Origin of the sequence: Mesorhizobium sp. AR07, from assembly GCF_024746815.1 — a bacterium.
GTDB lineage: Bacteria > Pseudomonadota > Alphaproteobacteria > Rhizobiales > Rhizobiaceae > Mesorhizobium.
The window spans coordinates 309,298-327,569 of record NZ_CP080526.1 but is presented as its reverse complement, the minus strand read 5'-3'; the positions used below and the strand labels follow the sequence as shown (position 1 = coordinate 327,569).

Annotated in this window: 12 protein-coding genes and 12 pseudogenes; 12 read left to right on the top strand and 12 right to left on the bottom strand. The window is 60.7% G+C overall.

What is annotated here, in order from left to right:
- Nucleotides 1-287: 287 nt before the first annotated feature.
- Complete coding sequence (locus tag BPNPMPFG_RS34320) at nucleotides 288-1,580, bottom strand: LLM class flavin-dependent oxidoreductase (RefSeq protein ID WP_258597280.1); 1,293 nt, start codon at nucleotides 1,578-1,580, stop codon at nucleotides 288-290.
- 235 nt (nucleotides 1,581-1,815) lie between these two features.
- Nucleotides 1,816-1,935 (bottom strand): annotated as a pseudogene (locus tag BPNPMPFG_RS34315) (IS6 family transposase); the annotation flags it as partial.
- Between the two features lie 45 nt (nucleotides 1,936-1,980).
- On the opposite strand from BPNPMPFG_RS34315, the pseudogene BPNPMPFG_RS34310 reads away from it, so the two are divergent.
- The 5 genes and pseudogenes from BPNPMPFG_RS34310 to istB form a co-directional block, all read left to right on the top strand.
- Nucleotides 1,981-2,163: pseudogene (locus tag BPNPMPFG_RS34310) on the top strand (hypothetical protein); the annotation flags it as partial.
- Between the two features lie 260 nt (nucleotides 2,164-2,423).
- A pseudogene (locus tag BPNPMPFG_RS34305) lies at nucleotides 2,424-2,933 on the top strand (site-specific integrase); the annotation flags it as partial.
- A 490-nt stretch (nucleotides 2,934-3,423) separates the two neighbouring features.
- Nucleotides 3,424-3,866 (top strand): annotated as a pseudogene (locus tag BPNPMPFG_RS34300) (IS66 family transposase).
- Nucleotides 3,867-3,932: 66 nt separating this feature from the next.
- A complete protein-coding gene (istA, locus tag BPNPMPFG_RS34295; protein WP_258597279.1) occupies nucleotides 3,933-5,681 on the top strand; it encodes an IS21 family transposase in 1,749 nt (582 codons plus the stop codon).
- Nucleotides 5,659-6,426: an IS21-like element helper ATPase IstB gene (gene istB / locus BPNPMPFG_RS34290; RefSeq protein WP_258597278.1), complete on the top strand. Its 768-nt coding sequence runs from the start codon at nucleotides 5,659-5,661 to the stop codon at nucleotides 6,424-6,426. The genes istA and istB overlap by 23 nt, the downstream gene beginning before the upstream one ends.
- Before the next feature lie 289 nt (nucleotides 6,427-6,715).
- Here the strand turns inward: istB and BPNPMPFG_RS34285 are convergent.
- From BPNPMPFG_RS34285 to BPNPMPFG_RS34275, 3 genes and pseudogenes are all read right to left on the bottom strand, one after another.
- Nucleotides 6,716-6,871 (bottom strand): annotated as a pseudogene (locus BPNPMPFG_RS34285) (IS5/IS1182 family transposase); the annotation flags it as partial.
- A gap of 217 nt (nucleotides 6,872-7,088) precedes the next feature.
- Nucleotides 7,089-7,814, bottom strand: a complete 726-nt coding sequence (locus BPNPMPFG_RS34280) for an FkbM family methyltransferase (protein ID WP_258597276.1) — start codon at nucleotides 7,812-7,814, stop codon at nucleotides 7,089-7,091.
- 521 nt (nucleotides 7,815-8,335) lie between these two features.
- Nucleotides 8,336-8,614 carry a LexA family protein gene (locus BPNPMPFG_RS34275; RefSeq protein ID WP_258597274.1) on the bottom strand — a complete coding sequence of 93 codons (279 nt, stop codon included), beginning with the start codon at nucleotides 8,612-8,614 and terminating at the stop codon, nucleotides 8,336-8,338.
- A 43-nt stretch (nucleotides 8,615-8,657) separates the two neighbouring features.
- Between BPNPMPFG_RS34275 and BPNPMPFG_RS34270 the strand changes: the two genes are divergently transcribed.
- The 4 genes and pseudogenes from BPNPMPFG_RS34270 (at nucleotide 8,658) to BPNPMPFG_RS34255 (ending at nucleotide 10,894) form a co-directional block, all read left to right on the top strand.
- A complete protein-coding gene (locus BPNPMPFG_RS34270) occupies nucleotides 8,658-9,782 on the top strand; it encodes an IS630 family transposase (RefSeq protein ID WP_258597273.1) in 1,125 nt (374 codons plus the stop codon).
- Between the two features lie 36 nt (nucleotides 9,783-9,818).
- Nucleotides 9,819-10,042, top strand: a pseudogene (locus BPNPMPFG_RS34265) (helix-turn-helix domain-containing protein); the annotation flags it as partial.
- A gap of 279 nt (nucleotides 10,043-10,321) precedes the next feature.
- On the top strand, nucleotides 10,322-10,663 hold the full coding sequence (locus BPNPMPFG_RS42965; RefSeq protein ID WP_319946013.1) for an HNH endonuclease: 342 nt from the start codon (nucleotides 10,322-10,324) through the stop codon (nucleotides 10,661-10,663).
- Between the two features lie 27 nt (nucleotides 10,664-10,690).
- Nucleotides 10,691-10,894, top strand: coding sequence for a hypothetical protein (locus BPNPMPFG_RS34255; protein WP_258597699.1), 204 nt, complete (start codon nucleotides 10,691-10,693; stop codon nucleotides 10,892-10,894).
- Between the two features lie 78 nt (nucleotides 10,895-10,972).
- Here the strand turns inward: BPNPMPFG_RS34255 and BPNPMPFG_RS34250 are convergent.
- The 4 genes and pseudogenes from BPNPMPFG_RS34250 to BPNPMPFG_RS34235 form a co-directional block, all read right to left on the bottom strand.
- Nucleotides 10,973-11,328, bottom strand: a pseudogene (locus tag BPNPMPFG_RS34250) (MFS transporter); the annotation flags it as partial.
- 124 nt (nucleotides 11,329-11,452) lie between these two features.
- Nucleotides 11,453-11,561 (bottom strand): annotated as a pseudogene (locus BPNPMPFG_RS42960) (MFS transporter); the annotation flags it as partial.
- Nucleotides 11,562-11,614: 53 nt separating this feature from the next.
- A pseudogene (locus BPNPMPFG_RS34240) lies at nucleotides 11,615-12,079 on the bottom strand (IS6 family transposase); the annotation flags it as partial.
- Between the two features lie 73 nt (nucleotides 12,080-12,152).
- Nucleotides 12,153-12,941 carry a reverse transcriptase domain-containing protein gene (locus BPNPMPFG_RS34235; RefSeq protein WP_258597680.1) on the bottom strand — a complete coding sequence of 263 codons (789 nt, stop codon included), beginning with the start codon at nucleotides 12,939-12,941 and terminating at the stop codon, nucleotides 12,153-12,155.
- Between the two features lie 89 nt (nucleotides 12,942-13,030).
- Between BPNPMPFG_RS34235 and BPNPMPFG_RS43630 the strand changes: the two are divergent.
- The 3 genes and pseudogenes from BPNPMPFG_RS43630 to BPNPMPFG_RS34225 all read left to right on the top strand — a co-directional run.
- Nucleotides 13,031-13,204: pseudogene (locus BPNPMPFG_RS43630) on the top strand (hypothetical protein); the annotation flags it as partial.
- 106 nt (nucleotides 13,205-13,310) lie between these two features.
- On the top strand, nucleotides 13,311-13,469 hold the full coding sequence (locus tag BPNPMPFG_RS34230; protein WP_183454876.1) for a hypothetical protein: 159 nt from the start codon (nucleotides 13,311-13,313) through the stop codon (nucleotides 13,467-13,469).
- The gene (locus BPNPMPFG_RS34225) at nucleotides 13,462-15,684 is read left to right on the top strand and encodes a recombinase family protein (RefSeq protein ID WP_258597270.1); all 2,223 of its coding nucleotides are present in this window, start codon (nucleotides 13,462-13,464) and stop codon (nucleotides 15,682-15,684) included. Before BPNPMPFG_RS34230 ends, BPNPMPFG_RS34225 begins: the two co-directional genes overlap by 8 nt.
- Nucleotides 15,685-15,698: 14 nt before the next feature.
- On the opposite strand, the pseudogene BPNPMPFG_RS34220 reads toward BPNPMPFG_RS34225, so the two are convergent.
- From BPNPMPFG_RS34220 to BPNPMPFG_RS34210, 3 genes and pseudogenes are all read right to left on the bottom strand, one after another.
- A pseudogene (locus tag BPNPMPFG_RS34220) lies at nucleotides 15,699-16,154 on the bottom strand (reverse transcriptase domain-containing protein); the annotation flags it as partial.
- Between the two features lie 541 nt (nucleotides 16,155-16,695).
- Nucleotides 16,696-16,947, bottom strand: a pseudogene (locus BPNPMPFG_RS34215) (IS6 family transposase); the annotation flags it as partial.
- Between the two features lie 104 nt (nucleotides 16,948-17,051).
- Nucleotides 17,052-18,242 carry an acyltransferase family protein gene (locus BPNPMPFG_RS34210; RefSeq protein ID WP_258597268.1) on the bottom strand — a complete coding sequence of 397 codons (1,191 nt, stop codon included), beginning with the start codon at nucleotides 18,240-18,242 and terminating at the stop codon, nucleotides 17,052-17,054.
- Nucleotides 18,243-18,272: the final 30 nt, after the last annotated feature.

The window sequence follows — 18,272 nt, the reverse complement described above, 5'->3', positions numbered from 1 at the left end:
TCCTTCGCGCAAGCGCAATCTTTCTGGCTGAGAACGTCTCACTCGTCGTCCACTCCTAGGTCTAGGCCCTCCGCATCGCCAATGTGTCGAGGTCAGCGGCAACCGCTTTTGGAGCTTCCAAGGAGCCGGCAATTAAATTAGAGATGTTCTGAGTTGGTTGAGGGACTTGGGTTCGAACCGGGGGCCTCGCGCGGCAAGAAGAGTGGCTGCAACAAGCGGAGATGCGAAAGGGTATTCGAACTCATCTGCGATCCTTGCTTGGAGGCGAAAGCAAAATGCCGGATCGCTTACGCTCTGATCGTTTCCCTCAGAGTCGAGCCCGGATACTCCTTGCGGAATAGACCGCGCTTCTGGAGAATCGGGACGACTGATCGTGTGAAGGCCTCGAATGAGCCTGGCATTTCGGTGGGCGTCACGATGAAGCCATCACAGCCCTTATTTTCGAAGAAATCCTGAAGCTGGTCGGCCACGGTCTCGGGCGTGCCCACAACTTGAGGGCAGAGTTCGCTTATGGCAAAATGCTTGGCCGCTTCGCCGAGCGTGAGATTATTGGCCCTGGTGCCTTGAAGGATGATATCGAAGGAACCGCGAGAGCCGGTTTCTGCCGGGATGTCGATGATTGGCTTGTCTACCGGATACTGCGACAGATCGAGCCCAGTGTGGGCAGACATGAAGGGGATCCCGACGTGAGGGTCGACCAAGTCATTGATGTAAGCCTGCTTTTCGCGGGCAAGCGAGTCCGTTTCGCCGACGATCGGGTCCACTGAGACAAGGATGGCGCAATCGTCCGGATTCCGCCCCGCCCTGCCGACGCGATCCTTCATCTCGGCATAAAATTCCTGCATGTCCGGCAACGAGTGCTGAAGCGTAAAGACAAGCTCGGCGTGGCTGGCGGCAAAATCGCGGCCGCGCGGTGACGATCCGGCCTGCATGATGACCGGGTGTCGCTGAGGGCTCGGTGGGACGGTGAATACGCCCCTTGCTCCGACGTATTTCCCGGCGATCTCGGTGCGGCGCATCTTCGCCTCATCAATGAAGTCGCCGCTCTCCTTGTCAAGGACGAGCGCGCCGTCCGCCCACCCCGTCCACAAGTCGAGGCACACTTTCAGGACCTCCTCGGCGCGGTCGTAACGTTCACTGCGCGGCAGGAGCGCCTCCTCGCCAAAGATCTGCGCATCCAGGTCGGTTAGGGAAGTCACAATGTTCCAGGCGATGCGGCCGCCACTTAGCACATCAAGCGAGGAAAGCACTCGGGCTATCGCATAGGGTTCTTGGAAAGTCGTCGATAATGTCACACCGAGTCCGATGCGCGACGTCGCCCGCGCCATCATCGCCACTAGCGGGACAGGATCAAGCAGCGACATCTGCCCGCCTCGCGCCATAGTGGTTTCGTTATAGAAACAGAGAGCATCCGCGAAGAATAGTCCGTCAAATCTCCCGGCCTCGAGCGTTCTCCCCAGCGCTTCCCAGAACGCGGGGTCGAGAAACCTATTCTCTGTTTGCGGATGGCGCCACATCGCATGATGATGGCAAGTTGGCCCCGCCATGAGAAACGCTACAAACTTCATTTGACGCGACATTCTGGGCCCCCTCAATTTGGCATTTGATGTATATGCTGTTCTCCACGCAAGGGACGTGCCGACTGAGAACACGTCCAGCTAGATAGCTGATTTACAACCGTTTTCCTCAAGCCGTCCAAAGCGGTGAGAGCCAAAAGCTCCCTGCAAAGCACAAGGATTGTGGAGCCAATGTTAGATTCAGGACACAGTGATCGGCCCTGTTGCAACGGTTGATTTGGGATTAGGTGGGCTGGGGTCAGGCGGCGAGGATTTCGACCTGCTCGGCCAAGGACGGGTTCGGATTGAAGGCGTAGCTCGCCTGTCGGTTGCACATCATGTCGACCATTTCGATACCGGACAAACTGATGGCGGCGCTGTCACATTGATTGAGCGGTAAGGATATTGAGGTAGCAGCGCGCCCATGACCGTGAGTGCACCGACCTACATGAACCACCGCTATCCGATCGAAATCGTGGCCCGTGCTGTCTGGCTCTACTTCCGCTTCAATCTGAGCCTGCGCGATGTCGAGGAAATGCTGCTCGATCGCGGGATCGTCCCTAACCTTCCTCCAATCGCTTTGATTTTATGTCGACAAACGCCATCGCTTTTTCCGCTGGTATCCGACCTCCCGGTCACACAACTCCAGATAAAACTACGCTTTGGATAATGCGACTTGCTCCGCGATTGCGGAGCGGCAACGAGGGCGTGCCGCCGGCGTGGTTTTGATCGCGTCGTCTGTGGCGCTGGTCATGTGTCCACAACAAGCTCCGACTGCGTCAGCATGGAGTGGCTGCTTGCAGCCCATTCCATCGGACAAAGGAGGAGTTTGTCATGACCCAACTTCGCCAGCGCATGAGCTAGGACATGCAGGTGCGCAACTTCGCGCTCAACACCCAGCTGTCGTATCTGCAACAGGTGTCGCTGTTCGCCCGCCACTTCGGCAAGTCGCCGGACTTGCTCGGGCGAGAGGATATCAGGTCTATCTGGCCAATGAGAAGAAGCTGTCGCCCGGCTCGATTCACACCGCCATTGCGGCGCTGCGCTTTCTCTACAATGTGACGCTCGAAAGGGACTGGGCGCCTGAAGAGGTCCTGCCGCTTCCCAAGAAGCCGCAGAGGCTGCCGGTCGTCCTCAGTCCCGAGGAAGTTCAGCGGTTCCTCGGTTGCGTCCTCGATGTCAAACACCACGCCATCCTGACCCTGCTATGCCGCCGGCTTGCGCATCTCGGAAGCGGTGCAGCTGAAGCCCACGGGCATCGACTGCCAGAGAATGGTCATCCGCGTCGAGCAGGGCAAAGGCCAGAAGGACCGCTACGTGATGCTGTCGCCTAAGCATTTGGAGATCCTGCGCGACTATTGGAAGCTGCGGCGGCCAGGCAATGCCCGGCGTGCCATCGCGGGCAGATGATCATCATCGAGACATTCGACGGCGTCAACCGGACGCCCGCCATACCAGGACACGTCATGAAGCAGGGGCGCCGCCTTCCTTGTCATCAGCATCGCGCCGGCGGGCTCGGAGCCAAACTGAGCCGGTCCCGCGCAGGTGTGCGCCGTCATCCCCGGCTGCCTTTGTCGGCAGGCCGCGACGCCGGTCCTCGCTTTGCCGAACCGATATCCGTGCCGCTTTCGGCGCACGGCACGCCTTCAATCGCCGCGTCCGCGACCGCATCCGCACCGCCACGCGATGCCTGCTATGGGTGCGGCCCCAATTGAAAACCATAGCGGCCACCCGTGCCGGCGGCTTAGTCCAACACGTTTTTAGCTCAGCGCCGCGATCTACCCCAGCGCACTCTCGCCACCCGCCTTTCAGCGCGACGCCAAGCTAAAAACGCTCTGCATTATGTGGAGCTCCACATAAGGCTCACGTGCGGCGCAAGTTCTACGAACTCCATGCCGCAGGTTCCTCCGTTATCGCCTCGCAGACGGTGGCGCAGATGGCCCCGCTGTGGACCGCCGAGGAGGTCGTGCGCGGCCAGGACCCGGCGGTTCGGATAGCTGCGCGTCAGGAGAAATCCGCCGCCGTCGTTGCCGCTCTCTTTGCGTTGTGGGAAAAGGAGCGCCGAAGCTGTCGGGAAAATCGAAGCCCGCTGAGGCGATCCGCTATGCGCTCGGCCGGCGTGCCGCGCTCGAGTGCTTCCTCACCGACGGCCGGATCGAAATCGACTCCAACATCGTCGAGCGCGCCATCCGAAAGAACAGACTCTTCGCGTCGCATTGCCAATGGCTGGCCCCCCGTGGGTCGGTCAAAATCCCCCGGGTATGGTCACTTGAAACTCCCCCACCTGATGGTCACCGGCAGCGCTACTGAACAGCGGTAGCCGGTAAGGCAGGACGTTTATTTTCATCCCCTTTCATACAGCGAGGGGACCGGGAGTTGTACGTCTTGAAGGCACATCTGCAAAGCACCGTACTGACATTACTTGATCGCAACACCAGCCAGCGCGAGATTCAAAGGCTGACGGGTGTCGATCGCAAGACGATACGGCGTTACCGAGCGCAACGGGCTGCTACGGAGGCAAATTCCCCCGGGGAAGTGACCACCGGCTCGGCAAGCGCGGAGGACCAAATTCCTCCACCCCGACCACCGGCTTCTGGGGTGTCGGGAGCGACGGTCACCAGCAGCCTGGCCCGCTCGGCCTGCGAAGTGCATCGGGCGTGGATCGAAGAACAGGTCCGCCTGAAGCGAAATGCACAGGCGATTTACCAGGACCTGGTCGATCAGTTTGGCTTTCCGTCCAGCTATCAAAGCGTCAAGCGGTTTGTGCGCACGTTGCGACAAAGCGATCCCAAGCAGTTTGATCGTCTTGAGTTCCTCCCCGGCGAGGAGGCTCAGGTCGACTATGGCGAGGGCGCGCTGACGATCGATCCCAAGAGCGGCCGGTACCGTCGTCCCCGCCTGTTCGTGATGACGCTGCGCTATTCGCGGCGCAGCTTCCGGCGGGTGGTCTGGCAATCCAGCCAGCAAGTCTGGGCGCAGCTTCACGAAGAAGCGTTTCGGTATTTTGGCGGGGTGATCAGCTATGTGGTGCTCGACAACCTGAAGGAAGGCGTCCTCAAGCCCGATCTGTACGAGCCCGAGCTCAATCCGATCTACAGTGCGATGCTGGCTCATTACGGCGTCGTCGCCGATCCGGCCCGCGTGGCGGACCCCAATCGAAAGGGGAGCGTCGAGAATGCGATTCAACATACCCAGGGGACCGCGCTGGCCGGACGGCGCTTCGAGACGCTGGAAGCCCAGAACGAGTTCTTGAGGCACTGGGAGGAGAACTGGGCTTCCAAGCGCATCCACGGCAGCACGCGCCGTCAGGTCGAGGCCATGTTCCAGGAGGAGAAGCCGCACCTGCGGCCGCTGCCTGTCGCACCCTTCCGCATCTTCACTGAAGTCGTTCGGACCGTCTGCGACGACACCACCGTACGCGTCGACAGCAGCTATTACGCCGCGCGGCCCGCGGCCATCGGCAGTCTGGTCGTCGTGCGCATCTACACTTCCACGATCGAGATCCGTGATCGCCACACCCATGCGCTGCTGCGGATTCATCCCCGGATGACGCACCCCGGTTCTGTCGTCCTGCCGATCAACGAACGGCCGTTCAATCCGTCACGGCAAACCGCCGTGCTGCTGGCGACCGCCGGTCGCATCGGCCCACAAACCAAGGCCCTGTGTCAACACATGTTCGATGCCGAGGGACGCCCCGGACAGCGCGCGATGTGGGGCATTGTCGGGCTTGGCCGGAAGTATCCGACACGGCTGGTCGAGCAGGCCTGTGCTCATGCCATCAGCAACCGCATCTACCGTTACAAGCACGTACGCGCGACTGTCGAGCGGCTGTTTGAGCAAGCGCTGCAACAGGTTGAAGAAGCCCCACAGCCGGTATCGCAGCTCACCCAGGATCATCCACTGATCCGCGCCCCCGCGGAATATGGCGACCTCTTCAGCCGTGCTGTGCGGCACGATGCCGGCAACAATGGCCGGCAGGCCGGGGCTGACGACGACCGCGCCTCTCCACCCCGCACTCGTGGCGCCTGCGCAACCCCGACCAGCTTCGCCGCCACGAGCGCTCCCGCTACCCCTTCTCACCTCAAACTGGAGACCCAACCCCATGATGACCATACCCGAAATTGAACGCTGCCTGCGACAGCTGCGCCTGTCGGGCGTCCGCGACACGCTGCAGACGCGCGTGCTGCAGGCGCAGGGCGCAAACCAACCCTTCCTCGAGACCTTCTCCCTGATCCTGCAGGACGAACTGGATCGTCGCCAATCCCGCCTTATCGAGCGGCGATATCAGCAATCCGGGCTCGATGAAAAACTGACGCTCGCCGAATTCGACTGGTCCTTCAATCCCAAATTGCCGCGCCAAACTTGCTTCCAGCTCCACACCTTGGCGTTCGTCGCCGCCGGCGAGAACGCGATGCTGGTTGGCAAACCGGGCACCGGGAAATCCCACATCACCAAGGCGATTGCCTATCAGGCGATCCTGCACAGCCACAAGGTCCAGTATCTCGAGACCGATGACTTCTTCCACCGCCACGCTCTGAACGCCCCCGCGCAACGCGAGGCCCGGATGCGAACAATCATCGACTGCGATCTCCTCGTGCTCGACGATCTGTTCCTCGCACGCGCCATCCCCGACGACGCCGGCGCATGGCTGCAGACCCTGATCCATCAGCGCTACAAACTGCGCCGCAGCGTCATCGTCACCTCCAATCGGGTCGTGCAGGACTGGGGGACATATCTGCGAGACAACACCATGAGCACGACGATACTCGATCGGCTGATGCATCATTGCCATCTGCTTGAGTTCGATGGACGCAGCTATCGCCTCAAAGAGGCCGCTGAAGCCCTTGCTCGGGAAACAAAGTCAAACTAACAAGTCCACTTCTGTCCTGTCTTGCGGGTGGGGGATTTTGACTGACCCTACCCGGGGGAATTTGAAGTGACCCGCGGGGGGCCAAACAGCGATATCGACGCCCTTATGCCATGGAACTACCAGCGCTGAACGGCCTCAGCTGCCCGCTTGCACTGCTTTTGCAGGCGTTCTATTCGATCCGCTCGGAGCGGCTGGAATGCGATCTTCTGGTCCGCTGGTTCATCGGCATCGGCGGCCCGCCGCCCTGTGTCGGTAGCTCGCCTGAGTCGGCTTGACGCTCTTGATCGAAGCCGTCGACCGAGAAGTGATCCGTGGAGAGCAGCTTCTTGAACTCCGGCTGCGCCAGCACCGCCGCAATGAACTTCGCCGCGATGTCGCCCTCCAGCAGCCGGGCACGGTTTTTGGAGAATACCGAATGGTCCCAGGCCGCATCGCCGATGCACAAACTGCCAAGATGAATCAGGTCAATCCGCACGACTGGCTCACCCTGACCGCCCTCATGGCGTGGAATCATCAGCGCTGCCCGGCCTCAGCTGCTCGCTTACGCTACATGCGGCAATACGCGCTTCCATCCTGGTCTGCCGTGCGGCGCCTGAGGGCCGGACGCAATGGCAGGGCTTGGTGCATGTTCGATGACAGCGTTCGATTTGGGGCGCATTAAATTAGGTCAATCGCTCGAAGATGACGTTGCCGTCAGTCATTGCAGCAAGCCGGTATGATCTGCATTCCATCAGATTGATGATCTTGGCCCTGATGCCCTTTAGATGATGCTCACTTGGCTCGCATTGGATGACAGCAGGTCTGATGCGCTCGTAGTCAATGGCCTTAACGAGATCGTGATCCAGTCCTTCGCAATCAATCGATAAAAAGTCGACCTTATTGGCATATGGCGTCAATAGTTCATTGATACCGATCGCGCTCACCTCGATATGTTCTCGGATACCTCCTATACCGTTGAAGTCGCCGAAACTTTCAACATGTGCCTTGTCCACGGAGGTAAGCTCATGGGCGTTTCCAATGAAGAGCGTGGCAGACTCTTGCGGAGCGGGCAAGACAACGGATCGCACGAGAATGTCGTCCGGGCGCGCGGTGCGGATCAGCGCTTCCAATTCAGGATTGGGTTCAACCAGAACACCTCGCGCTCCCCTTTGGTACATAAGATAGGTGCTTGAGGTAGAGATGGGGTGATTAGCGCCGATCTCGACATAGAACACACTGGCCCAAGATCTTTGGCTCTTGCAGAGTTTTGCAGCCAAGATTCCTTCGACAATAACGTCTTCTCCGGCTTGTGCGTAACTAGCCGGCGCGAAGTGCTTGATCCGAGAGTTCGGCAGATTGAGCCTGGCGACCTCCTGGTTTATGGACTGGTTTTCAAACTGGGACAACATAGCTCGCCCTCCAATGTAACCTGCTATCCTGGGACGGGGCCATTACGACCGGTTTGTCGCGGCGGCTCTTGCGCATCATCCCAGCAATCGGCGTGCCACGTGCGGAATGCGGTGCCCCTTACTTATCAAGAGTGAAACACGCGCGGCGGTTGGAATGGCCGCGACACTTTGTCGAGTTCGCGACATCGGCCACCAACCGTACCGCGACTTGCCGAAGGGACGTGCAAACGGCGAAACCTGCTGCAAGCGCCCGCTATTGGGCGCGAGGTTGCGTTCTCATGAGCCCACTTCGGCAGCGCTTGAGCGAGGACATAGAGGTGCGGTCAAGCTCCAATGAAAGAACTTAAGGTCCCAAGTGCCGTCCTGACGGGCGAATTTCCTTGGCTTCAGTCGCGTGCGGGCGACATCATGCCGGAGTTTTCCAGCGACGAGGAAGAGCAGCCCTCGCCGGTGATGAATAGTTCGCTGCGTCGCCAGTGCGGGTGCACTGCCTAGTGTACCGTCGCAGTGATTATGACGGGTTAGTCTACGCCGAGAATGGGCAGGTCCTGTGGCGGGACGAGCAACTGGATGCTGCGAGCGACACCGGGCTGCTTGTCGATCAAGCCGAGTTGGTTGAGGGTCTTGAGCATCTGATGGACTGACGGTGCGGTGACCCTGAAGTAGCGCTGGAAGTCCGCCTCCGCCGGAGCGCGGCGATTGATCTGCGAATAGGCCCAGATGAAGGCGAGGTACTGGCCCTGTTTGGCGGTGAACCGTGCTGTCGGCGCCGGCGTCTTTTGGTCAAGCAATTGATTCATTGTAGATTCACCTACGGCTCTTCCACCAAGAAGGGCTTTGGGAATGAACATACGATATCGGGTCGAACTCAGCCAATCCGAACGAGACGAGCTGCGTGCTTTGGTGAGCGGGGGTAAACTGCCGGTGCGGCGGCTCAAGCGGATGCAGATCCTGCTGGCCGCCGACGCCGGGGTCGCCGACGAGGCCATCGCCATCTCGGTGCAGACCAGCGACTCGACCATCTACCGCACCAAGAAGCGCTTTGTGGAGATCAGCCTGGAGGCCGCCCTCAGTGAAGGGCCGCGTCCGGGGGCGGCTCGCAAACTGAGCGGCAAGCAGGAGGTGCAACTGGTGGCGCTGGCCTGTTCTGATCCGCCGCAGGGATGCGCCCGGTGGACTTTGAAGCTTCTGGCCAACGCCCTGGTCGAAGTGATCGAACACCCGAGCGTCTCACGCGACACCGTCCGCCGGCGGTTGAACGACAACGATCTGAAGCCCTGGCAACAGAAGATGTGGTGCATCGCCAATATCGATGGGGAATACATCGCCCGCATGGAGGATCTCCTCGATCTCTATGCCGAGCCGCATGATCCCAAGCGACCGGTGGTCTGCTTCGATGAAAGTCCGATCCAGCTCATCGGCGAGGTGCGCGTGCCCATCGTGCCGAAACCCGGAAAGCGATACCGCTACGACTCCGAGTACAAGCGTAACGGCACGGCCAACCTCTTTGTCATGGTCGACGCCAACCGGTCGTGGCGCAAGGTCAAGGTCACCGACCGGCGCGCCAACGAGGACTTCGCCGTCTGCATGCGCGACCTGGTCGACGTGGACTATCCCGGCGCCGACAAGGTCCGCGTCGTGATGGATAACCTATCAACCCACACCGCCTCCGCTGTCTATCAGACCTTTCCAGCAGTCGAGGCGCGTCGGATCTTGCGACGCCTGGAGTTCCACTACACACCCAGGCACGCCAGTTGGCTCAACATCGTCGAGATCGAAATCGGCGTCATGCGCCGCCAATGTCTTGATCGCCGCATCGCTAGCCGCGACCTCCTTGAAACAGAGATCCGGACCTGGGAACGCCGCCGCACCGAAAGTGGCGCCCGCATCCGCTGGATGTTCTCCACACAGCAGGCCCGAGCGAAGATGGCAAAATCCTATCCCACGCCGTCTCTCAAAGAGTCATAATCACCGCGACGCGACACTAGCCCTTGGCGGCGTTAGCGCACACTATCAGGGCTCCATCGGGCAAAGTCGGAGGGAAAACAACTTGGCCGGCCGGCCTGGCTCGATGAGCAGCAGCGAAAGGGAGCCCTCGAAGACCTGGCCAAAGGAGTGAGCGTTTCGGCATTAGCCTGACATACGGCACCAGCCGTCAAACCATCATGAGGGTCAGGGATGAAATCGATTCTCACGAAAAAAACGTCCAGAGCGCTTGGAAGACATAGCCGACCACCAATGATCCCGAAACTGCGAGCGCTACGAACAGGGCGATGGTTGACGGCCGAAGGACCAAAGCCACGGCCAAGACTGGGCTTGTCCGCCTCGCGTTCGAAAGCCTTGGCGCACTCTATGGGACTCTGCGTCGCGTCTATGAACTCACTATAAGCTTACCGGATGCACCCCTACGGGAGTTTGAAGCAAAAGTAGCGGACCTACCTCGGACGACCGAAGTAGAACGACTGGTCGTGCAGAGGATCGGTCAGGACATCTTTCGCGCTCGGCTTATGGACTATTGGCAAGGGTATTGTCCCCTTACCGGAATTTCCGACCCGGCCCTGCTGCGCGCCTCACACATCATCCCGTGGGCGGGTTGCGAAAGCGATGCCGAGCGGCTCGACGTCCATAACGGACTGCTTCTCTCAGCGCTGTGGGACGCCGCATTCGATCGCGCGCTCGTCACTTTCGACGACGAGGGACGGCCGGAATTTGCTCCCAGCCTCAGCGAGTACGCGCTCGGCGAGTTGCGCTGGCGTTTCCCGATTTCCCTTACGGAGGAGCATCGTCGTCGGCTAGCACGTCATCGTATGCGAGCCCGGGCGTCACTTATCGCAGCGCGAGGCGCCTAAAGACGTCCTTGTTCAAGGAGGCCGGACATGGACCGATCCGGCGCAATAACATGTTTCTCACCTCGAGGAGCTATAGCGGGATTTGGCAAGGTATTTGCTATCCTCGTCTGTTTCGTTTTGTTCCTAGATGCACTGCGGGTTGCTTATGAAACGGTGTCTGGCTGGCACCAAAACTTCATGAAATGGGGCAGCAAAATGCTGGCTTTTTTGGTCGGCTTTTGGCCGTTCTGAGGTCATGGCCGGGATGTGATCGGCCGAGCGGCTGATGGAAATGGAGGTGGCGCGGCCACCGGTGCCGCCTATGGCTCAGCGCCATCTGGTGGCCAAGGGTACCAAATAGGTGAGGGTGGTCACAGCGAAAGCCGTCAGGAGGCCAAAAGAGGCAACCACAATGCCACCGAGTGCCAGGCCCAGATAGCACCGGAGAGGCTATAACCATCAGGCTCCGGAGGGCGAACATGACCCGGCGCCGGCTGAAATTGTCGGCGAGGGCCCCGGGGAACACGGACAAAATGAAGGCGGCCAGGGTTCGATGAAGCCTGCACCAGTGCAACCATCAGATCGAAAGTCGAGACTGTCTGCATCAGCCAGCTGAGGCTGAAAACTTGGGTCGCGAGCCAGATCGAACGAAAGGTTGGATTCCCGCCAAACGTCGTTGGCACCATATGGTACCCGTCTCGCCGGTGTCAGCAGGGCTGGATACTACCGGCGCGATATCGTTCGCGATGGCGGGCAGGTCAATGCCGCCCCAGATTGACGGTGGCCGCTTGGCCGGCGCTTGCAACTGGAAGACCCGCTCGTCCAGTTCCTTGTCCACTTCCGTGAGACGATGATTGAGGCGAAGGTAGTCCGTCCAGGTCGGCGTGCGGAATGTTTCTGTCCATTGCATAGGCTTCTGAGGCACCGTAAACTTAACGCTGTGAAGACAAGATCTGGGAGTGAGGCTTTGGTTCATTCGGCGTGAAGGCGCGCGATTTGGCGCCATGCTTGCATGGCAGTTGCTCGCAGTTCTCGATGGTGGGTGGATGGAATATCGTGGCGGGGAACGTTAAAGAGGTTGGCGATCGGGTCGTGGACGGAAACGAAACGCTGAAGATGTCGCGCTGACTTGAAGCGCTTCATGATCCTCTCCCGCCGTCGGACGGGTTGATGAGAGTTCTCCGCCCGATTGTTCAGGCCCTTGTGCGAGCGATGCTCGACGCCTGGCATGATCTCCCGCTTCGCCGCACCGTAGGATCGAAGCTTGTCGGCGATCATCACACGCGGCGAACGGCCTTGCCCTTTCAGAAGCTTTCGCATCAAGCGCTTTGCCGCCTTGGCATTGCGACGGCTTTGCACCAACACGTCGAGAACAAACCCGTCCTGATCAACGGCGCGCCAAAGCCAGTGTTTCTTTCCACCGATGGTGATGACAAGTCGAGTGGCCCGGGGGAATTTCACCCCCAGGCTCTCACAGATCCGGACGTGAGCGTCTCCACTCATCCGGCTCCTACCGTCCAGCCGTTGCCCGATACAGCAATCGCCAATGTGCAAACAGCGCTGGCTCCCGACGCCTTACGTCCTGGACCCAGTACCGCGCACGCCGACGGTGGCGTCTCAGGCGTCGATATTTCGACATGGCCCAGCGTGCCAGGCGCAGATCGAGGTGCATCAATGCTCGGGAAGGTGCCGATTTGTGGTAACGACCATAGTAGTTCATCCAACCACGAAGGATCGGATTGAACATCTTGGCCAGATCATTGATGCGCTTGTCGATACGGCGGTCAAGCTGCCAGTCCCGCATTGTCTGACGGATGGCTTTCGCGGCTCGGTTGCTGATACCCGGACTGAAATTGACGAAGGTCTTGCCCCATCGGTTCATTGCCAGTCTCGGTCGAAAGGTGTAGCCGAGAAAGTCGAACTTCTGATTGGGGCAATGCCCCCGCCGAACGTTATCCTTGCAATACACGATCTGTGTCTTGTTTGGATGTAACTTCAGTCCGCATTCAGCAAACCGTTGCTCAAGATCCGTTTGCAACTTTTGGGCCTGACGCTCGCTGCTGCAATGACAAACGGCATCATCGGCAAAGCGTTCAAACGGAATCTCAGGATGGTGTTTGGCCATCCACCGATCGAACGCATAGTGCAAAAAGAGGTTCGCCAGCAAGGGTGAGATAACTGACCCCTGCGGAGTTCCCCTCTCCCGAGGTTCCAAAGTGCCGTTCTCCAGTTGCACGGGAGCCGTCAGCCACCGTTCAATGTACAACAACACCCACGTGCAGTCGGTGTGCTTTCGCACCGCCCGTAGCAACAGGTCGTGTGGAATGGTGTCGAAGGAAACATCTCCAGACTGCCCATCACCAGGACCTTCCCGCCTCGGCAACGATCATGCGGGAGGGCCACGCCTTTGAAGGGCGGCCTCTGGCCGTAATCAGCCGCCTCAAACGCCGCGGCGAGCCAACGCTGCTTTTAGAATTGCCGGACGGCAGCCGGACCTACATTCCCGTCGCGTGGACGGATCTCGGGGGCCTGGGGGGTGATTCCACAGCCTCGCCGGCTAATCACTCCAGCATTGGGCGGCTTTCAGACCTTCTGCATCTGCGCTTTCTGACCGACGCTCTTCTTGAACGGCGCGGCGAGTCGCCGCCCGATGACAAGGAGGAGCGACATGCAACTGAAGCTGAGATTCGCCGAGGAAGACCGCAAGCGGCCTCCCGACCCACCCACCTGGGAGACGCTGGACGCCGAGGCGCGGGCGGAGGCGTTGCGCCGGCTCGCCCTCGTGATCGCGCGCATGCTGACAGTGAGGGAGGCCGGTCATGACTGAACACAGCAAAATCGCCGCCGGTCACCAGGCCCGGCTGGCTGTCGTCTACCTGCGCCAGTCGAGCGCCTCACAGGTGGAGAACAACCGTGAATCGACCGAGCGGCAATACGCGCTCTCCGGTCGGGCGCGCGAGCTGGGTTGGCCGGACGAGCGTGTCTTGGTCATCGACGAGGACCTTGGCCTGTCCGGCTCCGGCAGCGTCATGCGCGCCGGCTTTGCGCGGCTGACCAGCGAGGTGGCGCTGGCCCGGGTCGGCATCGTGCTTGGCCTGGAGGTTTCGCGGCTGGCGCGCAACAATGCCGACTGGCACCGGCTGATCGAGTTGGCCGGGCTGACCGATACGCTGATTGGCGATGCTGACGGGATCTACCACCCGGCTCTGTTCAACGATAGGCTTTTGCTCGGGTTGAAAGGCGCCATGAGCGAGGCCGAATTGCACGTCCTGCGCGCCCGCCTCAATGGCGGCATCCGCAACAAGGCAGCGCGCGGTGAATTGCGCCGCGGCCTACCGATCGGCTTCGTCTGGGGCGAGGCGGACGGCGAGATCCTGATCCATCCCGACGAGGCCGTCGCCCATGCCATCCGCACCGTCTTTGCCCGCTTTGCCGAGCTCGGCTCGGCGCGCCGCGTGTGGCTGTGGTTCCGCGAGCAAGCGATGAAGTTCCCGCTGTGGCTTAATGCACGCACCGAGCTGCGCTGGGGCGAGGCCAGCTACCACGCGATTCACAGCGTGCTTGCCAATCCAGTCTATGCCGGCGCCTATGTCTATGGCAAGTATCGCCGAGAGACGGTGCTCGACGAAACCGGCGCGCGGTGCAAGCGGATACGCAAGCTGCCGATGGAAGACTGGCAAGTGCTGATCAAGGACCACCACCAGGGCTATATCGATTGGCCCACCTTCGAGGCCAATCGAGAGCGCATGGCGGCCAACACCCAACCCCGGACGCACGCCAAGGCGCAGGAACAGGCCGGTGGCGCCGCCAGAGAGGGTGGCGCCCTGCTGCAGGGCATTGCCCGCTGCGGCCACTGCGGGCGACGGCTGCACACCCATTATCGCGGCCGCACCGTGACGCCGGGCTACCATTGTCCCGGCAAGGTGGTCGTCGAGGGCAGAGGCGTCCATTGCCTCAATGTTGGCGGCGGGCAGATCGATGAAGCCGTGGTGGCGGCCTTCCTGGAGGCGCTGGAGCCGGTGCGCCTGACCGCCACGCTCGAAGCGGCCGAGCGGCTGGAGAACGATCGCGAGGCAGCACTCAAGCATTGGCGGCTCGACGTGGAGCGCGCCGCCTTCGCCGTCAACCGCGCCGAGCGCCGCTATTGCGCCGTCGATCCCGACAATCGCCTGGTCGCCCGCAGGCTCGAGCAGGAGTGGGAGGAGGCGTTGCGCGCACTGGAGGCGGCAAAGGCGGAACTGGCGCGGCGCGAGGAGCAGCGTCCGCGCGTCCTGTCGGCCACGGAGCGGGAAACGCTGCTTGCCCTCGGGGCCGATCTGGCGAGCGTTTGGTACGCGCCCACCACGCCGCGTGACCGCAAGGAATTGCTGCGCACGCTCCTCGATGAGGTCACCCTCCATGTCGATCGCGACGAGGCAGCGGCGCTTCTCGTCCTGCGCTGGAAGGGCAACGCTACGAGTCGCCTCACCGTCGCCTTGCCGCGCTCGCGGCCGGCGACGGTTCGTACCGACGAGGACACGCTGGCGCTGCTGCGGCGGCTGGCACCGCATTATCCCGACGCGGTCATTGCCGGCGTCCTCAACCGCCAGGGCCGCCGAACGGCGTACGGCCACCGGTTTGACGCCAACCGCGTCGGCTATCTGCGTAAGCACTGGAAGATTCCCGCCTGCAAGGCCAAGCCACCAGCCGCCGACGGCGACATCGTCACCGTCCGTCAGGCCGCTGCCGCGCTCGGCGTGGCGCCATCGACGCTCCACCGCCATGTCAACGACGGCCTCATCCCGGGCGAACAGGTGACACCCGGTGCGCCATGGCGCATTCGCCTGACCGCCGAACTCAAGGCCCGATTCCTGGCCACGCCTGGCGAAGGCTTTGAGCCCATCCGCGACGCCATGGAGAACCTCGGCCTGTCGCGCCAGGTCGTGTTGCAGCGAGTAAAACGCGGCGAACTCGAATCCGTCCATGTCGTGCGTGGACAGAGAAAAGGCCTATGGATCAAGACGATAGACAAAAATCCCAGCCTCTTCGAACAGATACCGTGAACCAGGGGGTATTATGACAATGGATCCAAGAAGGCCTGAATGTCGAGATCGAGAACCCAGTCATGGCGCCAGCATCTCTGCCTTGCCATACCCACGGCCTCGAGTGCCGACTTGCCGGGCCTATACCCATAGGAATCGGGATGGAAATGTCTTTCCAGTTCCGGTTCCAGGTATGCCTTCACCACCCCTTGCGCAATCCGGTCTGAGACCGTGGGAATGCCCAACGGCCTTGTACCACCTTGCCGCTTTTTGATCGCGACCCGTTTGACTGGCGGCGGAAAGTAGCTGCCAGATGACAATCGGTTCCAGAGCTTGAACAGGTTGTTCTTCACATCCCGCTCAAAATCCTCGATCGACTGATCATCGACCCCGGCTGCACCCCGGTTCGCCTTTACCCGTTGATAAGCCTCCCAAACAGCCCGTTTAGGAATATCGAACGGCTTTGCTTTACCCAAAGGCTCCTCCCGCATGACGGTTGACCTTTCGATAAAGCTGGACAGTGTTGCGCCTTCGCTCCAACGCCATTACAGCACCTTCTTCACTACTACACGCAACTCCGTCCCTGTGCCCCGCATCGGTACTCGGATCCTCATGGTGCTTCCACTTGGATGTCTCCCTTCGCATCGGGGCGACAGGTTCCCACGTTCTACACAAGAGCCTGAAGCAAGGTCACGCCGCCTTCATGCCGGACGCCATCTGGGCAGTAGACAGGTATCTCCCAGACTTCTCCCGGGTTAACGAAGCCCACCCGGTTTTGACGCCATCTATGCACTTTTCGACACGTCGTCAGCGGTTCGCTCCCGCTCGTCTCCTTGCATCTTACCTGACCGGATCAAGTCCGGCCTTTTCCTCAACGCTCACCACCATCGCTCTTTACGACAGCAGCTTGAGGTGGTTTGAAACCCGCTCCTGCAAGCCGGCTTCGAGGGGCCAGCCCTCATCTCCTGTGCAGCATGGCTGCTTGGGAAGTGCCTAAATCATAGCTCCTCCTTCGCGCCTTCGTGGCGCACCCTCATCGAGATGCCATTTGTCGCCGAGCTTGCCGGCCGATCGCTTCCGGATATCATTGGCAAAGTGTCTGCCAAATTTCTCAGCCCAAAGTCGCACGGTCTGGTGAGAGACGATGACGCCACGAGCTGCCAGCATATCCTCGACCATCCGCAGGCTGAGCGGAAACCGGAAATAGAGCCAAACGGCATGGGCAATCACCTGCGCCGGAAATCGGTGGCGACGATAAAGAGGATCACGGGAAAATCTGGTCATGCCGCCAGATCCCACATTTTGATCGATGCCCGGTTAACGTTACGGTGCCGTCTGGACGACGGGGGCGCCTTCCAAGCTGCCAATCTTCCCCTTGTCCTTCGCGGCTACTCCGCCGGCGTCGTCTCCAGCGCCGGCTCGTTTTTCCGCCCAAAGCGCTGGACGACGAAGCGGCCCGCCTTCTGGCCAGGGACCTCGATTAGAGTGTAAGTGATCCAGGACAGCAGGGTCACCGTCGGCAGGACGGCAGCCATGACGATGGCGAAGCGCAGCGGCGCCGCCAGTTCGTGGCCGTATTGGCTGATGACGAACGCCGCGACCGGCTGCAACACCAGCAGATGGATCAGGTACATGCTGAAGGAAAGCTCTCCCATGAGATGAAAGAACCGGTTGCTGAGCGTCACGGCGATCGCCCTCGCCACCGTTCCCACCATTCCCGGCAGCATGCGATAGAGCACCAGGGCAAAGAAGCCCGCCACCAGCGCTTCACGCACCAGGAGCTTGCCCAATCCGTAGTCGCCGCCAAAAGGCAGTGCCACCAGCAGCACGGCCAATGCGAGATAGAGGAGCGGCCGCGGCCGGCTTTGATGCACGACGCCCGCCAACAGCATTCCGCACAGGAAGATCTGCATTTTCAGCGGCAGGAACGACGGCATCGGAAAACGGAACGACAATTGACCCATGACAAACACGATGAGGCAGCCAAGCGCCGCCACCAGCACGGCGCTCCTGACCCAGTCGAGCCTGCGCACCAGCAGCATGACGGCCGGGAACACGGCGTAGAACTGCATCTCCAGCCCCAGGCTCCAGTCGGGCAGCGGCGTACGGTAGGCGAGGTTCGGCACCAGGCCGAACAGGAACGTGAGATGGGCGACGATGTTCTTCAGGCCGCTGTCGAGGTAGCGTTCAGGCGCCTGGTGCGATCTCGACAGGAAATCGTCGATGACGATTCTCGACTCGTAGAGATAGGGGCCAAGCGCCAGCGCCAGGAAAAGCATGACGTAGAACAGCGGCGCGATCCTGAAATAGCGACGCGTCCAGAATTTCAGCCAGGTTTCCGGTCTTTGCCAAGGCTCCTTGTCCTGGCGCAGCTGATAGTGAAACACCATCAGGAAGCCGGACAGCATGATGAACAGGTCGACGCCGAGATCCGGCTCGCCGAGGATGGGAACGTGCCAGCCGGTCAGCAGCAGGCAGTGCCCGACAAGCACCCAGTTCGCGGCGAGCGCTCGAAGCCCGTCCAGGCATTCGATGCGCGATGACCTGATATCTGTTATGCCGCGTTCCTCGATAGTCATGTTGCACTGCAGCATGGCGTTTGAGGGGCG

Excerpts from the sequence above, each read along its gene's own strand:
- BPNPMPFG_RS34320 (WP_258597280.1), bottom strand. The coding sequence starts at position 1,580 with ATGTCGCGTCAAATGAAGTTTGTAGCGTTTCTCATGGCGGGGCCAACT.
- istB (WP_258597278.1), top strand. The coding sequence starts at position 5,659 with ATGATGACCATACCCGAAATTGAACGCTGCCTGCGACAGCTGCGCCTG.
- BPNPMPFG_RS34280 (WP_258597276.1), bottom strand. The coding sequence starts at position 7,814 with ATGTTGTCCCAGTTTGAAAACCAGTCCATAAACCAGGAGGTCGCCAGG.
- BPNPMPFG_RS34275 (WP_258597274.1), bottom strand. The coding sequence starts at position 8,614 with ATGAATCAATTGCTTGACCAAAAGACGCCGGCGCCGACAGCACGGTTC.
- BPNPMPFG_RS34270 (WP_258597273.1), top strand. The coding sequence starts at position 8,658 with ATGAACATACGATATCGGGTCGAACTCAGCCAATCCGAACGAGACGAG.
- BPNPMPFG_RS42965 (WP_319946013.1), top strand. The coding sequence starts at position 10,322 with ATGGACTATTGGCAAGGGTATTGTCCCCTTACCGGAATTTCCGACCCG.
- BPNPMPFG_RS34255 (WP_258597699.1), top strand. The coding sequence starts at position 10,691 with ATGGACCGATCCGGCGCAATAACATGTTTCTCACCTCGAGGAGCTATA.
- BPNPMPFG_RS34230 (WP_183454876.1), top strand. The coding sequence starts at position 13,311 with ATGCAACTGAAGCTGAGATTCGCCGAGGAAGACCGCAAGCGGCCTCCC.
- BPNPMPFG_RS34225 (WP_258597270.1), top strand. The coding sequence starts at position 13,462 with ATGACTGAACACAGCAAAATCGCCGCCGGTCACCAGGCCCGGCTGGCT.
- BPNPMPFG_RS34210 (WP_258597268.1), bottom strand. The coding sequence starts at position 18,242 with ATGACTATCGAGGAACGCGGCATAACAGATATCAGGTCATCGCGCATC.